At 68.0% G+C, this 23,190-nt stretch carries 24 protein-coding genes and 1 pseudogene; 6 read left to right on the forward strand and 19 right to left on the reverse strand.

The window, feature by feature from the left end:
- Nucleotides 1-71: 71 nt before the first annotated feature.
- Together CA951_RS09005 and CA951_RS09010 are read left to right on the forward strand one after the other, a co-directional pair.
- On the forward strand, nucleotides 72-485 hold the full coding sequence (locus tag CA951_RS09005; protein ID WP_087556757.1) for a lipopolysaccharide assembly LapA domain-containing protein: 414 nt from the start codon (nucleotides 72-74) through the stop codon (nucleotides 483-485).
- Between the two features lie 83 nt (nucleotides 486-568).
- On the forward strand, nucleotides 569-1,420 hold the full coding sequence (locus tag CA951_RS09010) for a CoA ester lyase (protein ID WP_179220155.1): 852 nt from the start codon (nucleotides 569-571) through the stop codon (nucleotides 1,418-1,420).
- Between the two features lie 9 nt (nucleotides 1,421-1,429).
- On the opposite strand, the gene CA951_RS09015 is transcribed toward CA951_RS09010, so the two are convergent.
- The 6 genes from CA951_RS09015 to rpsB form a co-directional block, all read right to left on the reverse strand.
- Nucleotides 1,430-2,131, reverse strand: a complete 702-nt coding sequence (locus CA951_RS09015; protein ID WP_087556524.1) for a class I SAM-dependent methyltransferase — start codon at nucleotides 2,129-2,131, stop codon at nucleotides 1,430-1,432.
- Between the two features lie 10 nt (nucleotides 2,132-2,141).
- Nucleotides 2,142-3,068, reverse strand: a complete 927-nt coding sequence (locus tag CA951_RS09020; RefSeq protein WP_087556525.1) for a phosphatidate cytidylyltransferase — start codon at nucleotides 3,066-3,068, stop codon at nucleotides 2,142-2,144.
- A gap of 28 nt (nucleotides 3,069-3,096) precedes the next feature.
- Complete coding sequence (frr, locus tag CA951_RS09025; protein ID WP_015890301.1) at nucleotides 3,097-3,654, reverse strand: ribosome recycling factor; 558 nt, start codon at nucleotides 3,652-3,654, stop codon at nucleotides 3,097-3,099.
- Nucleotides 3,655-3,735: 81 nt separating this feature from the next.
- Nucleotides 3,736-4,464, reverse strand: coding sequence for a UMP kinase (gene pyrH / locus CA951_RS09030; protein ID WP_087556526.1), 729 nt, complete (start codon nucleotides 4,462-4,464; stop codon nucleotides 3,736-3,738).
- Between the two features lie 178 nt (nucleotides 4,465-4,642).
- Entirely contained in the window at nucleotides 4,643-5,467 is an 825-nt protein-coding gene (tsf, locus tag CA951_RS09035; protein WP_072937822.1) for a translation elongation factor Ts, read from the reverse strand.
- A 112-nt stretch (nucleotides 5,468-5,579) separates the two neighbouring features.
- Nucleotides 5,580-6,446: a 30S ribosomal protein S2 gene (gene rpsB / locus CA951_RS09040; RefSeq protein WP_015890299.1), complete on the reverse strand. Its 867-nt coding sequence runs from the start codon at nucleotides 6,444-6,446 to the stop codon at nucleotides 5,580-5,582.
- Nucleotides 6,447-6,762: 316 nt separating this feature from the next.
- Here rpsB and CA951_RS09045 point away from each other — a divergent pair, with 316 nt between their 5' ends.
- Nucleotides 6,763-7,296 carry a M23 family metallopeptidase gene (locus tag CA951_RS09045; protein ID WP_087556527.1) on the forward strand — a complete coding sequence of 178 codons (534 nt, stop codon included), beginning with the start codon at nucleotides 6,763-6,765 and terminating at the stop codon, nucleotides 7,294-7,296.
- Here CA951_RS09045 and CA951_RS09050 read toward each other — a convergent pair.
- Nucleotides 7,293-8,318: a MinD/ParA family protein gene (locus tag CA951_RS09050; RefSeq protein WP_087556759.1), complete on the reverse strand. Its 1,026-nt coding sequence runs from the start codon at nucleotides 8,316-8,318 to the stop codon at nucleotides 7,293-7,295. The two genes, CA951_RS09045 and CA951_RS09050, sit on opposite strands and share 4 nt — an antisense overlap.
- 429 nt (nucleotides 8,319-8,747) lie before the next feature.
- On the opposite strand from CA951_RS09050, the pseudogene CA951_RS09055 reads away from it, so the two are divergent.
- A pseudogene (locus tag CA951_RS09055) lies at nucleotides 8,748-9,916 on the forward strand (multidrug effflux MFS transporter).
- 26 nt (nucleotides 9,917-9,942) lie between these two features.
- On the opposite strand, the gene CA951_RS09060 reads toward CA951_RS09055, so the two are convergent.
- Entirely contained in the window at nucleotides 9,943-10,722 is a 780-nt protein-coding gene (locus tag CA951_RS09060) for a siderophore-interacting protein (protein ID WP_087556528.1), read from the reverse strand.
- Nucleotides 10,723-11,077: 355 nt separating this feature from the next.
- Between CA951_RS09060 and CA951_RS09065 the strand changes: the two genes are divergently transcribed.
- Complete coding sequence (locus tag CA951_RS09065; RefSeq protein WP_087556529.1) at nucleotides 11,078-11,455, forward strand: helix-turn-helix transcriptional regulator; 378 nt, start codon at nucleotides 11,078-11,080, stop codon at nucleotides 11,453-11,455.
- The gene (locus CA951_RS09070) at nucleotides 11,452-12,060 is read left to right on the forward strand and encodes an SRPBCC family protein (protein ID WP_087556530.1); all 609 of its coding nucleotides are present in this window, start codon (nucleotides 11,452-11,454) and stop codon (nucleotides 12,058-12,060) included. Before CA951_RS09065 ends, CA951_RS09070 begins: the two co-directional genes overlap by 4 nt.
- A gap of 38 nt (nucleotides 12,061-12,098) precedes the next feature.
- On the opposite strand, the gene dprA is transcribed toward CA951_RS09070, so the two are convergent.
- The 11 genes from dprA to CA951_RS09125 form a co-directional block, all read right to left on the reverse strand.
- Nucleotides 12,099-13,253 (reverse strand): DNA-processing protein DprA, encoded by a 1,155-nt coding sequence (dprA, locus tag CA951_RS09075; RefSeq protein WP_087556531.1) that lies wholly within the window; start codon nucleotides 13,251-13,253, stop codon nucleotides 12,099-12,101.
- On the reverse strand, nucleotides 13,250-14,758 hold the full coding sequence (locus tag CA951_RS09080; RefSeq protein ID WP_087556532.1) for a YifB family Mg chelatase-like AAA ATPase: 1,509 nt from the start codon (nucleotides 14,756-14,758) through the stop codon (nucleotides 13,250-13,252). The genes dprA and CA951_RS09080 overlap by 4 nt, the downstream gene beginning before the upstream one ends.
- Nucleotides 14,758-15,114, reverse strand: coding sequence for a YraN family protein (locus tag CA951_RS09085; protein WP_087556533.1), 357 nt, complete (start codon nucleotides 15,112-15,114; stop codon nucleotides 14,758-14,760). The genes CA951_RS09080 and CA951_RS09085 overlap by 1 nt, the downstream gene beginning before the upstream one ends.
- Nucleotides 15,115-15,323: 209 nt before the next feature.
- Nucleotides 15,324-16,196 carry an LLM class F420-dependent oxidoreductase gene (locus tag CA951_RS09090; protein ID WP_087556534.1) on the reverse strand — a complete coding sequence of 291 codons (873 nt, stop codon included), beginning with the start codon at nucleotides 16,194-16,196 and terminating at the stop codon, nucleotides 15,324-15,326.
- Between the two features lie 176 nt (nucleotides 16,197-16,372).
- Nucleotides 16,373-17,431 (reverse strand): patatin-like phospholipase family protein, encoded by a 1,059-nt coding sequence (locus tag CA951_RS09095; protein ID WP_087556535.1) that lies wholly within the window; start codon nucleotides 17,429-17,431, stop codon nucleotides 16,373-16,375.
- A gap of 34 nt (nucleotides 17,432-17,465) precedes the next feature.
- Nucleotides 17,466-17,783, reverse strand: a complete 318-nt coding sequence (locus CA951_RS09100; protein WP_005240496.1) for a DUF2469 domain-containing protein — start codon at nucleotides 17,781-17,783, stop codon at nucleotides 17,466-17,468.
- Between the two features lie 37 nt (nucleotides 17,784-17,820).
- Nucleotides 17,821-18,501: a ribonuclease HII gene (locus tag CA951_RS09105; protein ID WP_087556536.1), complete on the reverse strand. Its 681-nt coding sequence runs from the start codon at nucleotides 18,499-18,501 to the stop codon at nucleotides 17,821-17,823.
- The gene (gene lepB / locus CA951_RS09110; protein WP_087556537.1) at nucleotides 18,498-19,280 is read right to left on the reverse strand and encodes a signal peptidase I; all 783 of its coding nucleotides are present in this window, start codon (nucleotides 19,278-19,280) and stop codon (nucleotides 18,498-18,500) included. Before lepB ends, CA951_RS09105 begins: the two co-directional genes overlap by 4 nt.
- Nucleotides 19,281-19,361: 81 nt before the next feature.
- Nucleotides 19,362-19,703: a 50S ribosomal protein L19 gene (rplS, locus tag CA951_RS09115; protein WP_005240490.1), complete on the reverse strand. Its 342-nt coding sequence runs from the start codon at nucleotides 19,701-19,703 to the stop codon at nucleotides 19,362-19,364.
- Between the two features lie 94 nt (nucleotides 19,704-19,797).
- Nucleotides 19,798-20,703, reverse strand: a complete 906-nt coding sequence (locus tag CA951_RS09120; protein WP_087556760.1) for a hypothetical protein — start codon at nucleotides 20,701-20,703, stop codon at nucleotides 19,798-19,800.
- 73 nt (nucleotides 20,704-20,776) lie between these two features.
- Entirely contained in the window at nucleotides 20,777-23,116 is a 2,340-nt protein-coding gene (locus CA951_RS09125) for a Tex family protein (RefSeq protein WP_179220156.1), read from the reverse strand.
- Between the last annotated feature and the right edge of the window lie 74 nt (nucleotides 23,117-23,190).

The raw sequence follows: 23,190 nt of genomic DNA on the forward strand, positions 1-23,190 counted from the left end.
GATGCCTGATCGACGTTGTTTCGCCGCCCGATGCGCATGCGGAACCCGCCCAGGTGGGTGAAGATCAACTCATGTCGACAACACCGGACGACCCTTCGAACTTCCCACCGGACGTCCCGGCCGGTCGTGGTCCCGGTACCGGAGCGGCACCCACGGACCCGACACAGCCCGACACGTCACCGGCAGGCACCGAGCATCCCGACGTCGCCCGCCGCAAGGGCATCAAGCACACGCGGGTGGGTGCCACCTGGACCGGTCTGGTGATCGGAATCATCGTTTTGGTACTGCTTCTCGTGTTCATTCTGCAGAACCTCGACAGCGTGACCCTCGAACTGTTCGCCTGGGATTTCACGCTCCCGCTGGGCGTCACTCTGCTGTTCGCGGCGATCGCGGGCGCGGTGATCATGGCCCTCGCGGGCGGTGTCCGCATAATCCAGATCCGGCGGGCCGCGAACCGGCAGCGGCGTCTGAACAGTAATTTCTAACTGAACAATAGTTACGCAAGTGGATTGCGACGACCCCCTGCGAGCAGAATTACTGTCGTGGATATCACCGGAACGGCACAACTGTGAAGGCCGACATGGAGACGACTGTGGCACCGCGCATCGCGGCTGAACAAGCACGATCCTGGCTGCTGGTTCCCGCCGGCAAACCCGAGGGGTTCGAGGCGGCCCACACCAGCGCCGCCGATGCGGTGATCCTCGACCTCGAGGACGCCGTCACTCCCGATCGCAAACCCCGGGCCCGGGCCGACGTGGTCGCCTGGCTCGGCGAGAACCGCCGCGCATGGGTGCGGATCAACGACGCCACCACCCCCTACTGGGCGGACGACCTGGCAGCCCTGCACGGCGTGCCCGGACTCGAGGGCGTCATGCTCGCCAAGACCGAGAGCGGGATGCAGGTCGACGCCACCGCCGAGCGACTCCCCGAGGGCACGAAGGTGCTCGCCCTCGTCGAATCCGCGATGGGACTCGAGGCCGCACCCGAGATCGCCCGGACCGAGGCCACCTTCCGCCTGGCGTTCGGCAGCGGCGACTTCCGTCGCGACACCGGCATGGACGACTCACCGCTGGCGATGGCGTATCCGCGCTCCCGGCTGACGGTCGCCAGCCGGGCCGCCCGCATCGCACCGCCGATCGACGGCCCCACCCTCGGCACCGACGTCGACGCCCTGGTCCGCGCGTCGGCGCTCACGCTGTCGATGGGCATGACCGGGAAACTGTGCATGACCATCGCGCAAACGGCGCCGGTCAACGACGCGCTGAGCCCGTCCCCTGCCGAGGCCGAATGGGCGCGGGACGTGATCGCGGACCTCGGCGAGGACGGTTCCCGGGTGCGGGACGGCAGCGACCTCCCCAAGCTGGCGAAGGCCAAGAAGATCAACGCGCTCGCGAAGCTCTTCCACATCGCATCGCGCTAACGACACCGGTCAGAGCAATTCCAGCCCGGCGGGCTTTCGGCGAACGTGCACGCGGTAGCGCACGTCGAGAGCCACGCCGGGCGTCTGCGCGAATGCGGTGGACGCCGTCTTCTTCGTGAACTCGATGCCGAGGACTGCGCGCAGCGCTTCCCGGTTCGGGAAGCGCCATCGGGTCTCGACTCGGGCCAGGTCGAACCCCTGCGCCGCGAAGAAGGCCTCCACAGCCGCGGGGTGGTACTGCGGCAGGTCGATGCGCATCCACTCCCCGTAGGGGTGGGCCGTCGCGTCGAGATCGACCACGACCAGTGCGCCGCCCGGGCGCAGCACCCGCATCGCCTCGCGGATTCCGCGGCCGCAGCCCGGGCCGAAGAAATACGCGGTCCGCGCGTGCACGACGTCGACGGTCGCGTCGCCCAGGGGGATGCCCTCCGCCGAGCCGGCGAGCACGCGGACGTTCGGCAGGTGTCCCACGCGGGCGCGGGCCCGTTCCAGAAGTGGCGGATGCGGTTCGATGCCGTAGACCGTGGCCGCGGACTCGGCGAAGACCGGGAGATGGAAACCGGTGCCGCAGCCCACGTCGGCGACGATGCCGCCCGTCCAGTCCACGGCCCCGCGCAGGTGCCGGAAGATCGCCCCGTCCACGTCCTGGGCACGATTCTCCACCTCGTACCACTCCGGCCAGTGCCAGATGTTCGGGCTGGGAATGGTCACGACAGCGGGGTCACACGAGGACCGTGAGCACCAGCCACGTCACGAACGCCGACGGCAGCAGGGAATCGAGACGGTCCATGATCCCGCCGTGCCCGGGAAGCAGCGTGCCCATGTCCTTGATACGCAGTTCGCGCTTGACCTGGGATTCGATGAGATCACCGAGCGTGGCGGTGACCACCAGTACGACGCCGAGAAGCACACCGATCATCGAGTTCTCGTCGAGGATCAGCGTGACCGTCAGCAGGCTTCCGATCACGCAGAACAGCAGCGAACCGAAGAACCCTTCCCACGACTTCTTGGGGCTGATCGCCGGCACCATCGGATGCTTGCCGAACAGCACACCCGCCGCATAACCACCGACGTCGGAGCAGACCACGCCGATCATCAGGCACAGCACCCGCCCGGCGCCGTCGTCCTGCAGCACCATCAGCACGGCGAACGACGCCAGCAACGGAATCCAGGACGCCACGAACACGGTGATCGCCGTGTCCCGGAGGAAGTTCTGCGGAGCCGCCTTCAACCCGTGGTCGAACAGGCGCCAGACCATGCAGACCAGGACCGTGCCCGCGAAGGCGCTGAGTACGCCGACCGGACCGAACGGCCACCCGAGCCACAGGATCGCCTGGCCCCCGGCGATCAGCGGGATCCGGGGGGCGCTGATGCCGGACTCGCGGAGCCGCTTCGTGACCTCCCACGTGGCGACGGCCATCGCGACCGCGACCACCCCGATCCACACCAGGGGCACGTAGACGAGGATCAGGATGAGCGCGACGCCGAGTCCGACGCCGACGCCGATCGCCGCGGGGAGGTTACGCCCGGCCTTGGATTTCGCGGCCGTGGCCGCCTCCGGCGCGGGCTTCCCCTCGGAGACCGGTCCCGAGGGGTCGCCCTCGGAGATGGGTCCCCCTGGGGTCCCGTGTTCTGCTGGCACGGTCACTGTCCCCGATCCACTCCTCGTCTCGTGACTAAACTTCCAGTAACTCGGCTTCCTTGTGCTTCACCAGTTCGTCGACCTGCGCGACGTACCGGGCGGTCGTCTTGTCGAGTTCCTTCTCGGCCCGCCCGACCTCGTCCTCGCCGGCCTCGCCGTCCTTCTGGATCCGGGACAGCTCGTCCATCGCCTTGCGGCGCACGTTGCGCACGGACACCTTCGCGTCCTCGCCCTTCGACTTCGCCTGCTTCACCAGTTCGCGGCGGCGTTCCTCGGTGAGCTGGGGAACGGAGATGCGAATCAGGTTTCCGTCGTTGGACGGGTTCACGCCCAGGTCGGAGTTCCGGATCGCCGTCTCGATGGCGTTCAGCTGCGAGGCCTCGTACGGCTTGACGACGACGAGTCGCGCCTCCGGCACGTTGATGCTGGCGAGCTGCGTGATCGGGGTGAACGCGCCGTAGTAGTCGATTCCGATGCGGTTGAACATGCCAGGATTCGCGCGGCCCGTGCGGATCGATCCGAGATCGTCCTTGGCCACCGTGACAGCCTTCTCCATCTTCTCCTCGGCTTCGAAGAGAGCTTCATCAATCACGGCTGTTCCTCCATGTCGTTCTGCATCGATTCGTCACTGCCTCTGTTTCGAGAAAACCCTGTGTCGAGCGTGGCACGCGCGTCATGACTTGACGAGCGTTCCGATCTTCTCACCGGACACCGCCCGAGCGATATTCCCCTCGGTCAGCAGATTGAACACCATGATCGGCATCTCGTTGTCCATACACAGGCTGAAGGCCGTCGCGTCGGCCACCTTCAGCTCCTGCTCGATGACCTCACGGTGCGTGATCTGCGTGTACATCGTCGCGTTTGGGTCGAGGTTCGGGTCCGCGGTGAACACACCGTCGACGGCCTTGGCCATCAATACCACCTCGGCGCCGATCTCGAGGGCCCGCTGCGCGGCGGTCGTGTCGGTCGAGAAGTACGGCATGCCCATGCCGGCGCCGAAGATCACGACGCGCCCCTTCTCGAGGTGACGCTGGGCGCGCAGCGGAATGTACGGTTCCGCCACCTGCCCCATGGTGATCGCCGTCTGCACGCGGCTGTCGATGCCCTCCTTCTCCAGGAAGTCCTGCAGAGCAAGGCAATTCATGACCGTGCCGAGCATGCCCATGTAGTCGGAACGCGCGCGGTCCAAACCTCGCTGCTGCAGTTCCGCACCACGGAAGAAGTTGCCGCCGCCGATGACCACCGCCACCTGCACCCCGGATCGCACGACCTCCGCGATCTGCTCCGCGACCTTGGTCACCACGTCGGGGTCGAGACCGACCTTGCCACCACCGAACATTTCTCCGCCGAGTTTGAGAAGGACTCGATGGAATCCCGTACGTTCGTTGGCTGGTTCGGACATTGCTCTCCTCAGTTCCACAGCACTCGTCGATTTCGACAGCGGCCGAGCGCACCCATGCGGCTACCCGGCCCATTCAGACGGCCATCCTCATCCTGCCTCATCAGGACGGTGGCGGTATACGTAGGCCCCGCCGGGCGAGCGCACTCGTCCGACGGGGCCATACGACTCACACGGCTTCCTACGAAGCACCGACCTCGAAGCGGACGAAGCGCTTGATGGTCACGCCGGCCTCGTCGAGGATCGCCTTGACGGACTTCTTGGAGTCCTGCACCGAGGACTGCTCGGTCAACACGACGTCCTTGAAGTAGCCGTTGACGCGGCCTTCGATGATCTTCGGCAGAGCCTGCTCCGGCTTGCCCTCGGCGCGCGCGGTCTCCTCGGCGATGTGACGCTCGTTGGCGACGATGTCCTCGGGGACCTCGTCGCGCGTGACGTACTTGGCCTTGAGCGCCGCAACCTGCATGGCGGCGCCGCGAGCGGCCTCCGCAGCAGCGTCGCCCTCACCGGTGTACTCGACGAGGACGCCGACGGCGGGCGGCAGGTCGGCGCTGCGCTTGTGCAGGTAGACCGCGACCGGTCCGTCGAAGGAGGCGATCTTGCTCAGGACGAGCTTCTCGCCGATCTTCGCGGACTGCTCCTGGATGACGGTGTCGACCGTCTTGCCGTCGAGCTCGAGCGCCTTGAGGGCGTCGACGTCGGCGGGCTTCGCTGCGGCGGCGACCGTGACGATCGACTCGGCGAGCTTCAGGAAGTCCTCGTTCTTCGCGACGAAGTCCGTCTCGCAGTCGAGCTCGAGCAGGACGCCGTCCTTGGAAACGACCAGGCCCTCGGCCGTGGTGCGCTCGGCACGCTTGCCCACGTCCTTGGCGCCCTTGATGCGCAGCTGCTCGACAGCCTTGTCGAAGTCACCCTCGGCCTCAGCGAGAGCGTTCTTGCAGGCCATCATTCCGGAGCCGGTGAGCTCGCGGAGCCGCTTGACGTCAGCGGCGGTGTAGTTCGCCATGGTGAGCGAGCCTCCTCATATGTCTGTTGGGACGTAAGTCAGGGTAGTACTCGGGGCAGACCGTGAAACGGCCCTGACCAAAGATCTCTTGGTCAGGGCCGTTTGCATCGGATCAGGCCTCGGTGGAGGGAGCCTCTGCTGCGGGGGCCTCGGCAGCCGGAGCCGCCTGTGCCTCAGCTGCGGGAGCGGCCTCTGCTGCGGGCGCTGCCTGCGAGAGCAGTTCCTGCTCCCACTCGGCGAGGGGTTCACCGGCGCCGGCCTCGGGCTTCGCGTCCTTGTCGGAGCTCAGTCCGGCACGGGCCTGCACGCCCTCGGCCACCGCGGAGGCGACGACCTTGGTGAGCAGGGCGGCGCTGCGGATGGCGTCGTCGTTGCCCGGGATCGGGTAGTCGACGAGGTCGGGGTCGCAGTTGGTGTCCAGGATCGCGATGACCGGGATGTTCAGCTTGCGAGCCTCGGCAACCGCCAGGTGCTCCTTGTTGGTGTCGACGACCCACACCGCGGAGGGGACCTTGGCCATGTCGCGGATACCACCGAGAGTGCGGTCCAGCTTGGTCATCTCACGCGTGAGCATGAGGATTTCCTTCTTGGTGCGACCCTCGAAGCCACCGGTCTGCTCCATCGCCTCGAGCTCCTTGAGGCGGAGAAGACGCTTGTGGACGGTGGTGAAGTTGGTGAGCATGCCGCCGAGCCAACGCTGGTTGACGTAGGGCATCCCGACGCGAGTGGCCTCGGCCGCGATGGACTCCTGGGCCTGCTTCTTGGTGCCGACGAAGAGGACGGTGCCGCCGTGGGCAACGGTCTCCTTGACGAATTCGTACGCCTTGTCGATGTACGTCAGCGTCTGCTGCAGGTCGATGATGTAGATGCCGTTGCGGTCGGTGAAGATGAATCGCTTCATCTTCGGGTTCCAGCGACGGGTCTGGTGACCGAAGTGCGTGCCGCTGTCCAGCAGCTGCTTCATTGTTACGACAGCCATGGCTGTGTATCTCTCTTTCATTGCCGGTTGATGCCGAACGTCGGTGACGTTCCGCCCTGGCGCCCGTGAATCGTCGGACTCACATCGAAATGCGAGACCAGCCGACGATCCGTACACTGCGCGGACGCGCGAAGTCGGACTGTGCGAACACAGACCGCTCGATCAGTGTACGGCCTCGACGCCCCACGCCCTAACCGCCCCTGACACACCCGCGCCATCCGTGCAAGGGCTGCAGGGAATCTGTGGACGAAACGCAATCCATCCACAATGTCGGCCGCCGCCCGATTTCCGCCCCGACGTGCGGGATCGTCGAGCCATGACGAAGTTCGGGGCGATCCTGCGGGTCCTGACCGCGGCGGTCACGGCGACGACCCTCCTGACCGCCGCGGCTCTCCTCGGCCCGCCCGCCGATGCCGCACCGACCGGCGACTTCGACTGGCCGCTGCACCCGCGGCCGCGAGTGGTGCGGTCCTTCGACAATCCCGAACACGACTGGCTTCCCGGCCATCGCGGCGTGGATCTGGGCGGCGTCCCCGACGAGGCGGTGCTGTCCGCGGGCGCGGGCATCGTGGTGTTCGCAGGCACGGTCGCGGGCAAACCCGTCGTCTCCGTCGACCACCCGGGAGGGCTGCGCACCACGTACGAACCGGTGACCGCCCGGGTCACCCCCGGGCTGCGCGTCGGCCGCGGCACCGTCCTCGGCACACTCGAACCCGGGCACCCGGGCTGCATCGCCCCCGTCGCCGCGTGCCTGCACTGGGGTCTGCGCCGCGACCGCGACTACCTCGACCCACTCGGACTCGTCCGGGTGGCGCCGGTACGGCTCGAACCTGTCGTCGGCGGCGGCTAGCGCCACTCGGCGACAGCGTGTCTGCCCGCCGATTCCGGGAAGTCGTCCGCGACCATCGCGGCGAGTTCGACGAACGCCTTGCGCGTCTCGGGACGCAGCAGATCCAGATCCACCACCGAACCCTCGGCGAGGTGCTCGTCGAACGGCACCACCTTCACCGCCCGGCACCGGAGCAGGAAATGGTTGGTCAGTTCCGTCATGTCGATCATGCTCGAGCCCGGCCGGGCGGCACTGATCACGACGACGGTGCGGGACACGAGGTGCCCGTAACCGTGGTGCTGCAGCCAGTCCAGCGTGGCGGCGGCACTGCGGGCGCCGTCGATCGCGGGCGAACTCACCAGCACCAGGGAATTGGCGAGTTGCAGAACGCCGTTCATCGCCGAATGCATGATGCCGGTGCCGCAGTCGGTAAGGATGATGTTGTAGTACACCTGCAGGATGTCGATGACTCGCCGGTAGTCGTCCTCGCTGAACGCCTCGGAGATCGCCGGGTCCTGTTCGCTCGCGAGCACCTCGAGGCGACTCGGCGCCTGCGACGTGTGAGCCCGCACGTCCGAATAGCGCCGGATGTCCGGCTCCGCCGCGATGAGGTCACGGACGGTCGAATGTGTCTGCAGGGGCACCCGTTGCGCGAGCGTCCCGAAGTCGGGGTTGGCGTCGACGGCGATCACGCAGTCGCCGCGCAACGACGCGAACGTCGATCCTAGCCCGATCGTGGTCGTCGTCTTCCCGACGCCGCCCTTCAAGGACAGGAACGCAATTCGGTAGTCCCCCTGGATCGGCTGCCGGATCCGGTCGAGGAGTGCGGCGTCACGAGCCTCCCCCGCCGACTCCCCCGGGTTCACCGTTCCCCCGGTGAGCCGGTGCAGTCCGCGCCGCCATCCCCGACTCGGCGCCTTGCGCGCCCGCTTGAGGAGCGCATCCGCCACCAGATCCTGATTGGTCACCTGATGCTGACTCGGCGCCGGAGCGGGATCGTCCCAGGACTGCTGTCCCCACGGGTCCGCCGCGGCATCGCCCACCGGGGCGCCGCCACCGTCGTTCAGCCACGACGGCTGCGGTCGAGTCAAGTCTTCGCGGTCCACTGTTCCCCCGGGATAGTGCAGCAACAACTGCAGATTCGTGGGGCGACGCTACCAAACCGGATCAGGCCCGGGGATGTGCCTGATCGTGCACCGCACGGAGCCTCGCCACGGACACGTGCGTGCACAGATGAGTCGGTCGCGCAACGCGATCGGATCGTTCTGCCGCGCGCCCGATTCGGCGGCGTCCATCACGTCGAGCTGTGAAGTTGCGCACCGACGACGTCGAGTGTCGTCGGGGCGACGTTGGCCGCAGACCGGCCCGCCGGCCACGACCACGGCATAGAGGCAACAGCCGACTCTGGCGGGGCATAAATCACGCAGTCGCGCCGCTACTGTTCTTTTGTGCAGCGAACGATCTCCATCCCGATGTTGTGTGTTCTGGCGTTACTGTCCGCGATCGCCCCACTGGCCACCGACATGTATCTCCCCGGCCTCCCCCTGATGACGGAGAGCCTGAACACGTCGGCGCCGAGCGTGCAGCTGACACTGACCACGTTCATGGCGGGGCTCGGGATCGGCCAGCTCGTGATCGGTCCGTTGTCGGACGGTCTCGGACGCCGTCGCCTGCTGATCGGCGCCACCGTCGTGACGACCCTCGCCGCTATGGCCTGCGCTCTCGCCCCGACCGTCGAAACCCTCATCGCCGCAAGACTTTTCCAGGGACTGAGCGGCGGCGCGGCGATCGTGCTCGCGCGCGCCTGCATCGCCGACCGGGCCCGCGGAGACAGCGCCGCCCGGCTCTTCAGCATCATGATGATCATCGGCGGGGTCGCACCGGTAGTCGCGCCGCTGCTCGGCGGCGCCCTCCTCGGGCCGGTCGGCTGGCGAGGGATCTTCTGGGTCCTCACCGCCGCCGGGGTGGCGATGTTCGCGGGCGTGCTGATCCTCGTCCCGGAGACGCTCCCCCGGAGAACCGGCACGGCGGCGGGCTCACCGCCCTCGTCCGCAACCTGCACTACGTCGTCGGCAACCGCGTCTACCTGGGTTATGCGTTCACATTCATGTTCGGGTTCGTCGCCCTGTTCTCGTACATCTCCGCGTCGCCGTTCGTCGTGCAGAACGTCCTCGGCCTCAGTCCGGGACAGTTCTCGATCGTGTTCGCGGTGAACGCCGCGGGGATGGTGAGTGCCGCGATCGTCAACACGCGACTAGTGGGCACGTTCCATGCCCGGCAATTGCTGCGTTTCGGGGTCACGCTGCTCCTGACGGCGGGTGTGGTGCTGCTGCTCGCCGCGACAACGATCGATTCGCCGTCCTGGTGGGCGATCCTGATCCCGCTGTTCGTCTCCGTGTCGAGCATCGGTTTCGTGATGGGCAACGCGACGGCCCTGGCTCAGGGCGAGGTCACGAAGGCGTCCGGCACCGGGTCCGCACTCCTCGGGGCCGGCCAGTTCGGGCTCGCCGCGGTGGTCTCGCCGCTCGTCGGCATCGCCGGACCCGACAGTGCCGTGCCGATGGCCGTCGCGATCCCCTCGGCGGGAGCCGTGGCCATGCTGTCGCTGCTGGTGCTGACGCGGCCGACGCACACCTCGTAGCGCGTCCGCCGCGGCGGGTCAGCGTGTCAGCGGGAGGCACCCTCACTCGCGGCGAGTTCGGACTTCCACACCCGGAAGCCTTCCTCGGTGCGACCGCGGCGCCAGTATCCGGAGATCGACGCGGCCGAAGCGGGGACGCCCCGCTCGTTGCGCACGTAGGAGCGGAGGTTCTGCATCACGGCCTGCGCCTCACCGTGAATGAACACCTGCGCGTCTCCGGGCAGCCATTCGGTGTCGCGGACCGCCGCGACGAGGGGGGCGTTGTCCCCCGACGCCTCTTCCCCGATCCGGTCCGCCGTGTCGCCGCGGTGGATCCACGTGACGTCGACGCCCGCGGGCGAGTCGAAGGCGATCTCATCGTCCGGGCCTGCGACCTCGATGATCACCCTCCCCACCGCCGACGCGTCGAGTTTCTCGACGGACGCCGAGATGGCGGGGATTGCGGTCTCGTCGCCCGCGAGCAGGTACCAGTCGGCCGCCGGGTCCGGTGCGAACGCCCCACCGGGGCCGCGCAACGTCAGGACGTCACCGGCCGCCGCGGACGCCGCCCACGGTCCGGCGACACCGGCGTCGCCGTGGACCACGAAGTCGATGGCGATCTCACGCGTCACCGGGTCCACGGACCGGATCGTGTAGGTGCGGAGAACAGGCGCTTCGGGGCTTCCGAATTCGAGTTTCGCGTACGCGTCGGTGAAGGCGTTGGGAACGAAGCTGTCGAATCCGGGGTCGCCGAGGATTACCCGCACCATATGCGGCGTCAGCCATTCGGTCCGGAGCACGGTCAGTGTTGCAATCGGCTTTGCCACAGGCATCTCTCCAAAGAACTCAAGTTGGTTAGTGTTACCTAACTACGGTACAGGAGAGACTGCCGGCGGCGACCGGAGTCGTCTACGAGCCGGACGCGAACAACAGGTTCAACACCTGCGCGACGAAGTTCCGCCACAAATCCTCGGCTGACCCCATATCTCACTCCTTACGTGACGCTGATCCACCTGTGGGCATCGAATGTTGTGAGGTGCGTTCCGAGACGTTTCTACTCCACCTCGTCGCCGATCGGTCGGTTCAACTCACCCTTTCGGCTGGCCGGAGCGCGACGACGAGTCTTACCCGCGAAATACTTCGGCCATTGCCTATATTGGCGAGAGCCGATATAAACGGAAGGTGCACGCGTTCGACGTACTCGGCGACCCCGTTCGCCGGCGGATCATGGAACTCCTGTCGGAGGGCGAACTTTCGGCCGGTCAGGTGACCGAAGTCGCAGCCGCAGAGTTCGGGATCTCACAGCCGACGGTGTCCGGGCACCTGCGCGTGCTGAGGGAGAACGGGTTCGCCACCGTTCGTCGCGAAGGCACCAGGCGTCTCTACGCGGTCGAGCCGGCGCCGCTGCAGGAGGTGGATCGATGGCTCGACGGGTTCCGCCGGTTCTGGAGCCAGCCGCTCGACGCCCTGGCCACCGAACTCGCCCGCGGGAGTCGACAGGACGCCCGGCCGAGCCGATCCGCGCACCCCGATTCATCGACAGAAGGAGACCGACAGTGAACGAGATCGCCGGTCAGGACACCAGCCTGACGACAGTGCAGCGGAGCATGGGCAACCGCGAGATCGCCGAGGGCTCGGCACGAACGGCTGTGCTCAGACGACGCTACGACGCGCCGATCGACGACGTCTGGAATGCCATCACGACCCCGGACCGAGTCGACCGATTCTTCCTCCCGCTCAGCGGCGACCTGCGCGCGGGCGGATCCTTCGCGCTGCAGGGCCAGGCCAGTGGGGAAATCCTGGCCTGCGACGCCCCGCATCTGCTGCGGCTGCAGTGGACGCCGCCCGGCGACCGTGGGTACAGCGACCAGGTCGAGGTCCGGCTGACCGCCGACGGTCCGGACGCGACGTGGCTGGAGTTGGAACACGCGTCCGTCGCCGACGTCTTCCGCAACGACCCGGACACGGGCTGCTACGGCGTCGGAACGGGCTGGGAAGGTCCCCTGCACTATCTCGGCGAGTACCTGCGCGGCGTCCTGCCGGACCGCCCCAGCACCGAGTGGTACACGTTCGACGAAGCCGAGGAACTGCGCCTCGCCAACTACCGCGGCACGGAATGGGCGAAAGTCGAGGCCCAGCACGCGCGGAGCACCGGCGACGCCTGAGAACGCATCGGGTCGCGCGCCCCCGGACCCGCCCCGTCTCACCGCTGCCGCGACCATCCCGTGTCGTCGGAGCCGACGAAACCCTCCATCTCGAGGAGCGGGAGCACGGCGCGGACCTGCTCGACCGCGACCCCGGACAGTTCGGACAGTTCCCGGACCCCGCGCGGTCCGGCGGCAGGCAGCGCCTCGTACACCAGCAGGGCGTCGCCCGACAGCGCGTCGAGATCGCGGACCACCTCGGGGCCGTCCCGCAGTCCGATCGGCCCGGCCTCCTCGACCACGTCACCGGCGTTCGCGACCAACCGCGCCTCACCCTCTCGAATCATCCGATTGCATCCGGTCGACGACGCCGACGTCACCGGACCGGGCACAGCCATCACCGGACGCCCCAGTTTGCGCGCCCAGCTCACGGTGTTCCTGGCGCCGCTGCGCCAGCCCGCCTCCACCACGACCACCCCGTCCGACAGGCTCGCCACCAACCGGTTCCGCGCCAGGAACCGGTGTTTCGCGGGAGTCGTGCCCGGCGCGTACTCACTGATCACCGCACCGTTCTGCGCGATCTGCCGCAACATGCGCGCATGCCCCGCCGGGTACGCGCGATCCACACCACATGCCAGCACCGCCACCGTCAGGCCCCCGACACCCAGCGCCGCGCGATGTGCGGCGCCATCGACCCCGAACGCCGCGCCCGACACGATCGTCCACCCGTCGACCGCAAGATCACCCGCAATCTCCGCCGTCACGTGCTCCCCGTACCCACTCGCCGCCCGTGTCCCCACGATCGAGATCGCCCGATCGGTGAGTTCGGCCACCGGGCGCGAACCGAGCACCCACAACGCCAGCGGCGGACCCTCGTCCCGCGACCGCGACAGATTCCCGAAACCGAGGAGCCTCCACTGTGGCCACTCGTCGTCGTCCGGCGTCACGAGCCGGCCACCCATCCCCGCCATCAGTGCGAGATCGTCCGCGGCCGTGTCCACGTGGGAACGGGCCACCGTGCGCTCCCCCAGCACGTCCGACAGATCCCGCTCCCGCACGGCCCGCGCAGCCTCCTCCGGCCCCACCTCCTCCACGAGTCGGGACAGCGCCGGACACGGCCCCTGCACCACCTTCGACAGATACGCCCACGCCAACCGGCGCGAATCGTGAGCTCCGCTCGGATCGTCTGCGTCACTTCGTATTTCCACCGTCATTGAAAGCTCCGATCACGAAATCCGAGCGCGGTGACCACCTGCTCCGGGCCCGGCATGCCCAGCCCGGCCAGATCGCTCACCGTCCACGCCACCCGTAGCGCACGATCGGCCCCTCGGGCTGTGATCAGCCCCTTGCGCAGCGCCCGCTCCACCGGCGCCAGCGCCGGGCGCCCCAACCGGAACTTCTGCCGCAGGGCCGGGCCGGGCACCTCCGCGTTGGTGCGCCATCCGTAGTCGCTCCACCGCTCGCCGGCGGCGGCGCGCGCCTCGGCCACCCGCTGCCGCACGTCCTCGGTGCTCTCGCCGACGTCGTCGATGAACGCCCCGGTCGCGACGGCCTGCATCCGCACCCGCAGGTCCACGCGGTCCATCAGAGGTCCCGACAACTTCCCGAGATAGCGTCGCCGAGCGGTTGGTGCGCACACGCAGTCCGCCTCCCGCGGCGGCGCGCACGGGCACGGATTGGCTGCGAGGATCAGCTGGAAACGCGCCGGGTACCGGGCGACCCCGTCCCGTCGCGCGATACGCACTTCCCCGTCCTCGAGTGGGGTCCGCAGAGCCTCGAGCACCTTGGTTCCGATCTCGGCGCACTCGTCGAGGAACAGAACCCCGCGGTGGGCGCGACTGACCGCACCGGGTTTCGCGACACCGCTGCCGCCGCCGACGAGTGCACTCACCGACGCGGTGTGGTGGGGTGCGATGAACGGCGGCACGTCGATGAGGGGGCGCTCGGGCGGCAGGAGCCCCGCCACCGAGTGGATTGCCGTCACCTCCAACGATTCGCTCTCGGTGAGCGGCGGCAGAACCCCCGGAAGACGTTGCGCCAGCATCGTCTTCCCGACGCCGGGTGGGCCGGTGAGCATGAGGTGGTGTGCTCCCGCCGCCGCCACCTCGATGGCCCAGCGGGCCTCCGTCTGACCGACCACCTCGCTCAGGTCGGCGCGCACCGGCTGCGCGACCCACTGCGCCGGCTCGGGGTACTCGAGATCACGTTCCTCCCGCAGCCACGCGATCGCCGCCCTCAGATCGTGCGCGCCGAGCACCTCGACACCGCCGACCAGTCCCGCCTCGGGCAACGATTGCACCGGGACCACCACAGTGGCCCATCCCGCGTTCTTCGCCGCAAGCACCGCGGGCAGGATCCCGCGCACCGATCGGAGGCGCCCGTCCAGCGCCAGTTCGCCGAGCAGAACGGTCTCGCGCAACCGCTGCCGCTTCACCTGCTTGGCCGCGTCGAGCACGGCAGCGACGAGCGCTAGATCGTAGACCGACCCCACCTTGGGCAGGGTCGCAGGCGACAACGCGAGGATCACCTTCGAATCCGGCCATTCCTCACCCGAATTCGCGACCGCGGCCCTGATCCGGTCGCGTGCCTCCGACAGCGCGGTGTCGGGCAACCCGACCAGGTGCACTGCGGGAAGCCCCCGGCCGATGTCGGCCTCGATCTCGACGAGCTGACCGTCGACCCCGGTCACCGCGACCGAATGCGCGCGCCCCAGTGCCATCAGAACGCGTCCCGGACGTGCTCGATCTGTGGTTGCGGGCCGTGCCCGATCATGATGGCGACGACGTCGAACCGCACCCGCGACCAGTGCCGGCTCGACTCCCGCAACCATTCCACCGCCAGCAGTCGGATCCGTCGCTGCTTGGAGAACGTGACCGCCTCGGCGGGAGTGCCGTATCCCAGGCCGCGCCGCGTCTTCACCTCGACGAAGACGAGCCAGTCCCCCTCCGCCGCAATGAGATCGACCTCGCCGTATCGGGATCGCCAGTTGCGGTCGACGATTTCCATGCCCGCCTCGGTGAGATACCGGGCGGCCAGATCCTCTCCATGTGCACCAAGCGCGAGATTGTGCGCCACAGCAGCCTCCACCCCGTCCCGCGGCGGCCCACCGATGCGAACCGCGCCCCTCGCACCACCGTGGCCGACCAGGATTCCGGAGGAAGTGCTCGAACTGGGCGAACACATTGGGTTGTGGATGGAGCCCACGTTGTGGACAACTCGCCACCCCGCGGCGAATGTTCACGAGGAAACCCCTGGCCAGGGCTGTCAAGAAGGGAGTCGAGCGCTCAGCCGATCGCTGGCATCCAGCGGCGTGCGAGGGCCGCCACCCACTCGGCGGCGTCACCGGGATCCCCGGGTGGTGCTTCGACGAGGACGAGCTCGTCGACGCCCGCACTGACCAGGGCATCGACGTGGGACGGGTCCACTTCGCGCAGGGCAACGGCCAGGTGCACACCGGCCGGATCGCGCCCCGCGTCGCGGCACAGTGCGCGGATCGCCTCGATCCGTTCGGCGACGGCGTCGACGCCGTTCAGGTTGAACCCGTACCAGCCGTCTCCCCACGCCGCGACCCGGCGGAGCGCGGCGTCGCTGTTGCCGCCGAGCACGACCGGAATCCGGCGATCGCGCACGGGTTTGGGGTTCACGCGAATCGAGTCGAAGTGGACGAACTCGCCGTCGAACGTCGCGACCTCGTCACGCCACAGCGTGCGCATCGCGGCGACGTATTCGGCGGCGCGCTCGCCGCGGCGCTCGAACGGAATGCCGAGCGCCGCGAATTCTTCCCTGGACCAGCCGATGCCGACGCCGAGGGTCAACCGGCCACCGCTCATCAGATCCAACGTCGCCGCCTGCTTGGCCATGAGCACGGGATTGTGTTCGGGCAGCAGCACTATCCCGGTGGCGACACCGATCGTGTGGGTGGCTGCGGCGGCGAAGCTCAGCCCGATCATCGGGTCGAGCCAATCCGCAACGGCGGGAACGGCGATCTTTCCGTCGTCCGCGTACGGATACCGCGACGCCGACCGGTCCACCATCACGACGTGCTCGCCTGCCCACAGCGTGGCGAATCCGCTGTTCTCGGCGGCGACTGCGACCGCGTCGATCACGGCGCGACGAGCGCCGGTACCGATCCCGAGGGCGTGCAACCCGAGGCGCATCGGCCGATCGTCTCACAGTTGCCCGGCCGAGGTGCCCGGTTCCGGACGGACCTATCCGCGCACGTCGAGGCTCCTGGCGTAGTGCTCCTTGAACACCTCGAGGTGCGTCCAGGTCTCCAGGGCCACCAGCTGACAACCCCGCGACGGGAAGGGTCGGTGCTGCACCGGCCCTGGCGTCAGCCGGACTCGCCGTCCGAGTCGGCCGGAGACGAGTCGGCCGGAGAGGGGGCGGCCGTCGTCGAGGTGAGTCCGGCGTCGTCGAGCGCACGCCCGGTGAGCACCCGGCCCAGTTCGATCATCTCGGCGGCGCGGTGGAAGTCGAGGCTGCGGCACGCGTTCCGCGGAACGCGGACGTGCACGTCCGGTGGGTACGCGGCGAGCTGGTACCGGGCCAACGTCGCCTGCATCACGTCGAGCGAGCGGTTCATCACCGCGAACCGGCTGAACTTCGGGACGGCCACCGCGGTCCCCTCGACCACGGCCTGGTCGGCGATCACCTGGCCGTCCGGCTCCTCCGACGGATCCGGGTCGGTGTGCGCGGCGCCGAACCGTCCGACCACCGACCGCACGATGTCCAGGTCACGCAGTTGTGCGGCGCTGCGGCGGAAGCGGGCCATCCATTCGTCGACCGGCCGCGAGTCCGCGCTGACGTTCTCCGGGGCCGGCGAACGGCCGTCCCGATCCTCGGCGCCCAGGCTGATTCCGACGGTCAGGTCGGCGCTCACCGAGACGAGCGGCGCCATCGGCAGCGGGTCGAGCACCCCACCGTCGGCGAGGACCCTGCCGTTGAGCACGTACGGCGTGATGACGCCGGGGATGGCGATCGACGCGCGCATCGCCGCGTCGACGGGGCCGCGCTGGAACCACACCGACCGGCCCGCAGCGAGATCGGTGGCCACGGCCGTATACGGAATGGGAAGGTCTTCGATGCGGATTTCCCCGAGGATCTCCCGGACGCGGTGCAGGATCTTCTCGGCGTGGATGGCGCCGGGCGCGGAGACCGACAGGTCGAGGAGCCGCACGACGTCGAGCTGGGTCAGACCGATCGCCCACCGGGTGAAGTCGTCGAGCTTTCCCGCGGCGTGGAGGCCGCCGACGAGGGCGCCCATCGACGATCCTGCGACACCGACGATCTCGAATCCGCGCTCCTCGAGTACCTGGATCGCGCCGATGTGCGCGTATCCGCGGGCGCCGCCACTGCCCAGAGCCAGCGCGACGCGCCTCGGTCCGGTCATCGGATGATCGTACGCGGCCGGGAACTTCGGGTCGTCAGGACAGACCGTTGTCCGGGAGCCGCAGGTCCGGCTTGTCGAGTTCCTCGATGTTCACGTCCTTGAACGTGATGACGCGGACGTACTTCACGAACCGCGCGGGACGGTACATGTCCCAAACCCAGGCGTCGGACATGCGCAGCTCGAAGTAGATTTCGCCGTCCGCGTTGTGCGGCAGCAACTCCACCGAGTTGGCCAGATAGAATCGGCGCTCGGTCTCCACGACATAGGAGAACTGACCGACGATGTCCCGATACTCGCGGTAGAGCGACAGCTCCATCTCGGTTTCGTACTTCTCGAGATCCTCGGCACTCATCGGTCTCGGAGTCCTCCTGCTCTGGTGTGAATTGTCATCATCTCGCACTTCCGGAACTGTTATCCACTCGGTGTAGCAGCGCCGCGACGTTCGACCACGATCGGCGGTGCTCCGGGCACGGGCCCAGCTCGTCGAGCGCCGCCAGGTGGGCGGGCGTGTTGTACCCCTTGTGGATCGCGAAACCGTAACCGGGGTGTGTCTCGTCCATCGCGACCATCACCCGGTCCCGCGACACCTTGGCCAGGACGCTCGCCGCAGCGATGCACGCCGCAGCGGCGTCGCCCCCGATCACCGGCAGCGACGGGGCCGGGAGCCCTGGGACGCGGAAGCCGTCGGTGAGAACGTAGCCGGGGGTGGTCGAGAGCCCGGCCACCGCACGCCGCATGCCCTCGATGTTGGCGACGTGGACCCCCATGCGGTCGACTTCCTCGGCCGGGAAGGACACGACGCTCCAGGCCACTGCCAGGCGCGTGATGGCCGGGAACAGCTCTTCGCGCGTGCGCTCGGTGAGCTTCTTCGAATCGTCGAGTCGTGCCAGCGCCGGATACGGCTTCGGCGCGAGCACACAGGCCGCCACGACGAGCGGGCCCGCGCACGCGCCCCGGCCGGCCTCGTCGACACCGGCCACCGGCCCGAGTCCGCTGCGGACCAGGGCCGACTCCATCGTCCGCAGACCGGACGACCTGCGAATGACGATGCGCGGAGGCCAGGAAGTCACTTGCCCTGGATATCGGGTGAACTGATCGTGCCCATCCGCGACGGCGGCAACGCGATGAAGACCGCTTTTCCGATCACGTTGTCGAGCGGGATGGTGCCTTGCATGTCGTCGCCGACGTGGTACCGCGAGTCCGCGGAGTTGCTGCGGTTGTCGCCCATCATCCACAGGTGGCCCTCGGGGACGGTGACGGGACCGAAGCAGCGTGCCGACTTCAGCGCGGTGTCGCAGGTCTGGGAGCCCGGGACGAACGGGAAGTCCATGACGACGTAGGGCTCGTCGAGTGGTTTACCGTCCACCAGGATGCGCCCCTGGTCGTCGCAGCATTCGACGGTCTGACCGCCGGTGGCGATCACACGCTTGACGAGGTCGTTCTCGTCCGGCGGGACGAGTCCGACGAGGGAACCGACTTCCTGCGCACCGCGGATCACCACGTTCGAGGAACGGGTGGAGACGAAATCCTGTGACCACGAATCGGGGCCGCGGAACACGATGACGTCACCCGGTTTCGGATCACCGAAGCGGTAACCGATCTTCTCGACCACGATGCGGTCGCCGGTGCAGCCCGTGCACCCGTGCAGTGTCGGTTCCATCGATTCCGACGGAATGAGATAGACCCGTGCGACGAACGTCTGCAGCAGGAAGCTCAGGACGAGCGCGACCAGAATCAGGATCGGCAACTCGCGGAAGAAGGAGCGGGGCTTCTTCTCGGGCTCCGCCGCACCGCCGTTCGCTGCGGAGGTGGCGGCCGAATCGCCGGTGGTCTCGGATTCCGACGACAATGCCCGCTCCTTCGAAGAATCTGTCACGAAATCAGATTAGCCCGGCACTGCGCGTACGCAGTGCCGGGCTCATCGGAAAGGTCAGCGCTTTTCCTTGATCTTGGCGGCCTTGCCACGCAGATCGCGGAGGTAGTACAGCTTGGCGCGACGGACGTCACCGCGGGTGACGACCTCGATCTGCGCCAGGTTGGGGCTGTGAACCGGGAAGGTGCGCTCGACGCCGACGCCGAAGGAGACCTTGCGGACGGTGAAGGTCTCGCGGACGCCGCCGCCCTGACGGCGGATCACGACGCCCTTGAAGACCTGCACGCGCTCCTTGGAGCCTTCGATGACCTTGACGTGCACGTTGAGGGTGTCGCCGGGACGGAACTCGGGAATGTCGTCGCGGAGGGACTTCTTGTCCAGGAAATCGAGAGTGTTCATCGGTGTTCCATCCTTGCGTTTTCGCAGGAGCAGAGGAACCGAGCGGCACGCGGACGTTCGAAGAACACCGATGCTCGTCTGGTTCGTGCCCAGATCAAGTACTGCTGCCTGGTCCAGGCAACCCGTCCATTGTGCCAGACGCCACCGGGTGAAGCGAAATCGGTGGTGGCGCCGCATGCACCACGTGGTCGAGTTCCACCTCGGCCGCCACCTTGGCATGTTCCGCGGCTTCCTTCACGTGCACCGCGCTGGGCGTGCCCGCGATGAAGTCCTGCACGAAGATCTTGGCCCGGATGACGGGCCGCCGCCACTTCCGCTCCCGTTCGAGCGCCCGCAGCATCCGCTTCGGCTTCGACGTATAGCGCCACCGCGCCCACGGCGCGCTCGGCCTGCTCAGCCGGAGCGCCCCGATCAGCAGGATCGGGAACACGAACAGCCCGAGCAGTCCGGTCCAGATCTTCCCCTTGAGCAGCACCACCGCCGCGATGAGCAGGTTGATCACCGAGGACAGCGCGATCGCCACCCGCACCCAGGGATCCGGGGAATCCCGGAAGTCGGTGACGTTGATCAGTTCGAGTGGACGCAGACCGAGGAGCAGCAGACCGGTGACGCCGATCGCGACGAACACGGCATCGACCGACGTCCGGCCCTCGTCCGCCCAGTACACGTCCTGCAGGTAGAAGATCAGCGCGAACTCGTCCAGCACCAGAGCGGCGCCGATCCCGAAGAACGTGGCGAGGACGGCACCGGTGGTCTGGGTGCCGTCCTCGTACACGGCGATGAGGGCGACACCGGACATGAGCATCGTCACGACGCCGAACACCACGTGGTGAACGTGGTGCCCGCCGGGTTTCACGTTGCCCGGCCACCACGAGATTTCGGCGCGGATCATCCGCACGCTCAACCGGATGAACAGGAATGCCGCGAGAAACCCGAGCAGGAAAAAGAGCAGAGGCAGGCGCCCGTGCCCGACGATTTCCCTATCCAGCCATTCGTACATCGGCATCCACTATCCCAGTAAAGAACTGGTCACTCCACGGGAAAGTGGAGGCTCGTGTCGGGATGGTGACCTCTTACTTGCCGAACCCCGCCTTTCGCAGCGCGTCGGCCATCGACCCGCCAGGCGCCGGGCGGTTGTCCCGCCCGCGGTCGCGTCCACCCTGCTGCTGCGGTTTGCCCCCGCCGCGCCGGTCCTGCGGCTGCCCGCCGCCCCGCCGATCCTGCCGCTGCCCGCCGCCGCGGGGCCCGTCGTTCTTGCGGCCGCCTGCCCCGACCTCGTCGTCGAGTCGCAGCGTCAACCCGATGCGCTGACGGGCCTCGTCGACCTCGAGGACCTTCACCGTCACCACGTCGCCCGACTTCACGACGTCGCGTGGGTCCTTGACGAAGTTGTGGGACATCGCCGACACGTGGACGAGGCCGTCCTGGTGGACACCGATGTCGACGAACGCGCCGAACGCCGCCACGTTGGTGACGACGCCCTCGAGGGTCATCCCGGGCTTCAGGTGCGACACCTTCTCGATGCCCGCCGCGAATGTGGCCGTCTTGAATTCCGGGCGGGGGTCACGGCCGGGCTTCTCGAGCTCACCGATGATGTCGGTGACAGTCGGGAGTCCGAACCGGTCGTCGACGAAGTCGGCCGGGTTCAGGCTGCGCAGCGCGGATGTGTTGCCGATGATCTCGCGCACGCCGGTGCCGCTGGTCTGGACGATCTTGCGCACCACCGGGTAGGCCTCGGGGTGGACGCTGGACGCGTCGAGCGGGTCGTCGCCGTTGGGGATGCGCAGGAAGCCGGCGCACTGCTCGAACGCCTTCGGCCCGAGCCGCGCGACGTCCTTGAGACCCTTGCGGCTGCGGAACGGGCCGTTCTGGTCGCGGTGCGCGACGATGCTCTCGGCGAGGGACCCGGCGATACCGGACACGCGGGACAGCAGCGGCACGGACGCGGTATTGACGTCGACGCCCACGGCGTTCACCGCGTCCTCGACGACGGCGCCGAGAGACCGCGCGAGGAGGGTCTCCGACACGTCGTGCTGGTACTGGCCGACGCCGATCGACTTCGGGTCGATCTTCACCAGTTCGGCGAGGGGATCCTGCAGGCGCCGGGCGATGGAGACGGCGCCGCGGATCGACACGTCGAGGTCGGGCAGTTCCGCCGAGGCGTACGCGGACGCCGAATACACGGACGCGCCGGCCTCGGACACGACGATCTTCGTGAGGTTGGTGGCGCCGGACTTGGCGATCAGCTCGCTCGCGAGCGCGTCCGTTTCACGGGAGGCGGTGCCGTTTCCGATGGCGATCAGCTCCACGCCGTGCTTGGCGACGAGACCGGCGAGTGTGGCGAGGGAGGCGTCCCACTTGTTCTGGGGCTGGTGCGGGTAGATCGTCTCGTGTGCGACGACCTTGCCGGTGGCGTCCACCACCGCGACCTTGGTGCCGGTCCGGAAGCCGGGGTCCAGGCCCATCGTGGCGCGGGTGCCTGCCGGCGCCGCCAGAAGCAGGTCTTTCAGGTTGGTGGCGAACACGTCGACGGCGTCCTTCTCCGCCGACTGCCGCAGCCGCATCCGCGTGTCGATGCCCAGGGTGACGATCATCTTGGTGCGCCACGCCCACCGCACGGTGTCGAGGAGCCACCGGTCGGCCGGCCTGCCGCGGTCGGCGATGCCGAACCGTCCGGCGATCCGGCCCTCGTAGACCGTGGGTTCGCCCGGGACGGCTTCTTCCGTGTCGGGTGCCAGGGTGAGCGAGAGAACCTCTTCCTTCTCGCCGCGCAGCACCGCCAGGATCCGGTGTGAGGGGAGCTTGCCGAACGGTTCGGAGAACTCGAAGTAGTCGGCGAACTTCGCACCCTCGGTTTCCTTGCCCTTGCGGACCGCGGACACCAGTTGCCCGCGGGTCCACATCAGCTCACGGAGCTCACCGACCAGGTCGGCGTCCTCGGCGAAGCGTTCGACGAGGATTGCGCGCGCACCCTCGAGTTGCTCGGCCGTGTACGACGCCGGATCGGTCGAGGGATCGGTGATCAGCGCGTCGGCCACGGGCTCGTGACCGGCTTCGCGCGCGATCTGCGCCTTGGTGCGACGCTTCGGCTTGAACGGCAGGTAGATGTCCTCGAGACGCGCCTTCGTCTCGGCGGTCATGATCTGCCCGCGCAGCTGATCGTCGAGCTTGCCCTGCGAGTCGATCGACTCGAGCACGGCGTCCCGGCGCTCGTCCAGTTCCCGCAGGTACCGCAGGCGTTCCTCGAGCTGGCGGAGCTGAGCGTCGTCGAGCGTTCCGGTGACTTCCTTGCGGTACCGGGCGATGAAGGGCACGGTGGCTCCGCCGTCGAGAAGGTCCACGGCGGCCGCGACCTGCCCCTCCCGGACGTCGAGCTCCTCGGCAATGCGCTGGTTCACGGTCTTGAGACTCACGGAAATGGACCCTACCGCTACTCTGAGACAATATCGTCGGCGGTGAGGCCGTCACGAAGATCTCTCGGGAGAAT

Origin of the sequence: Rhodococcus sp. NCIMB 12038 (assembly GCF_002165735.1) — a bacterium.
Classification (GTDB): domain Bacteria; phylum Actinomycetota; class Actinomycetes; order Mycobacteriales; family Mycobacteriaceae; genus Rhodococcus_F.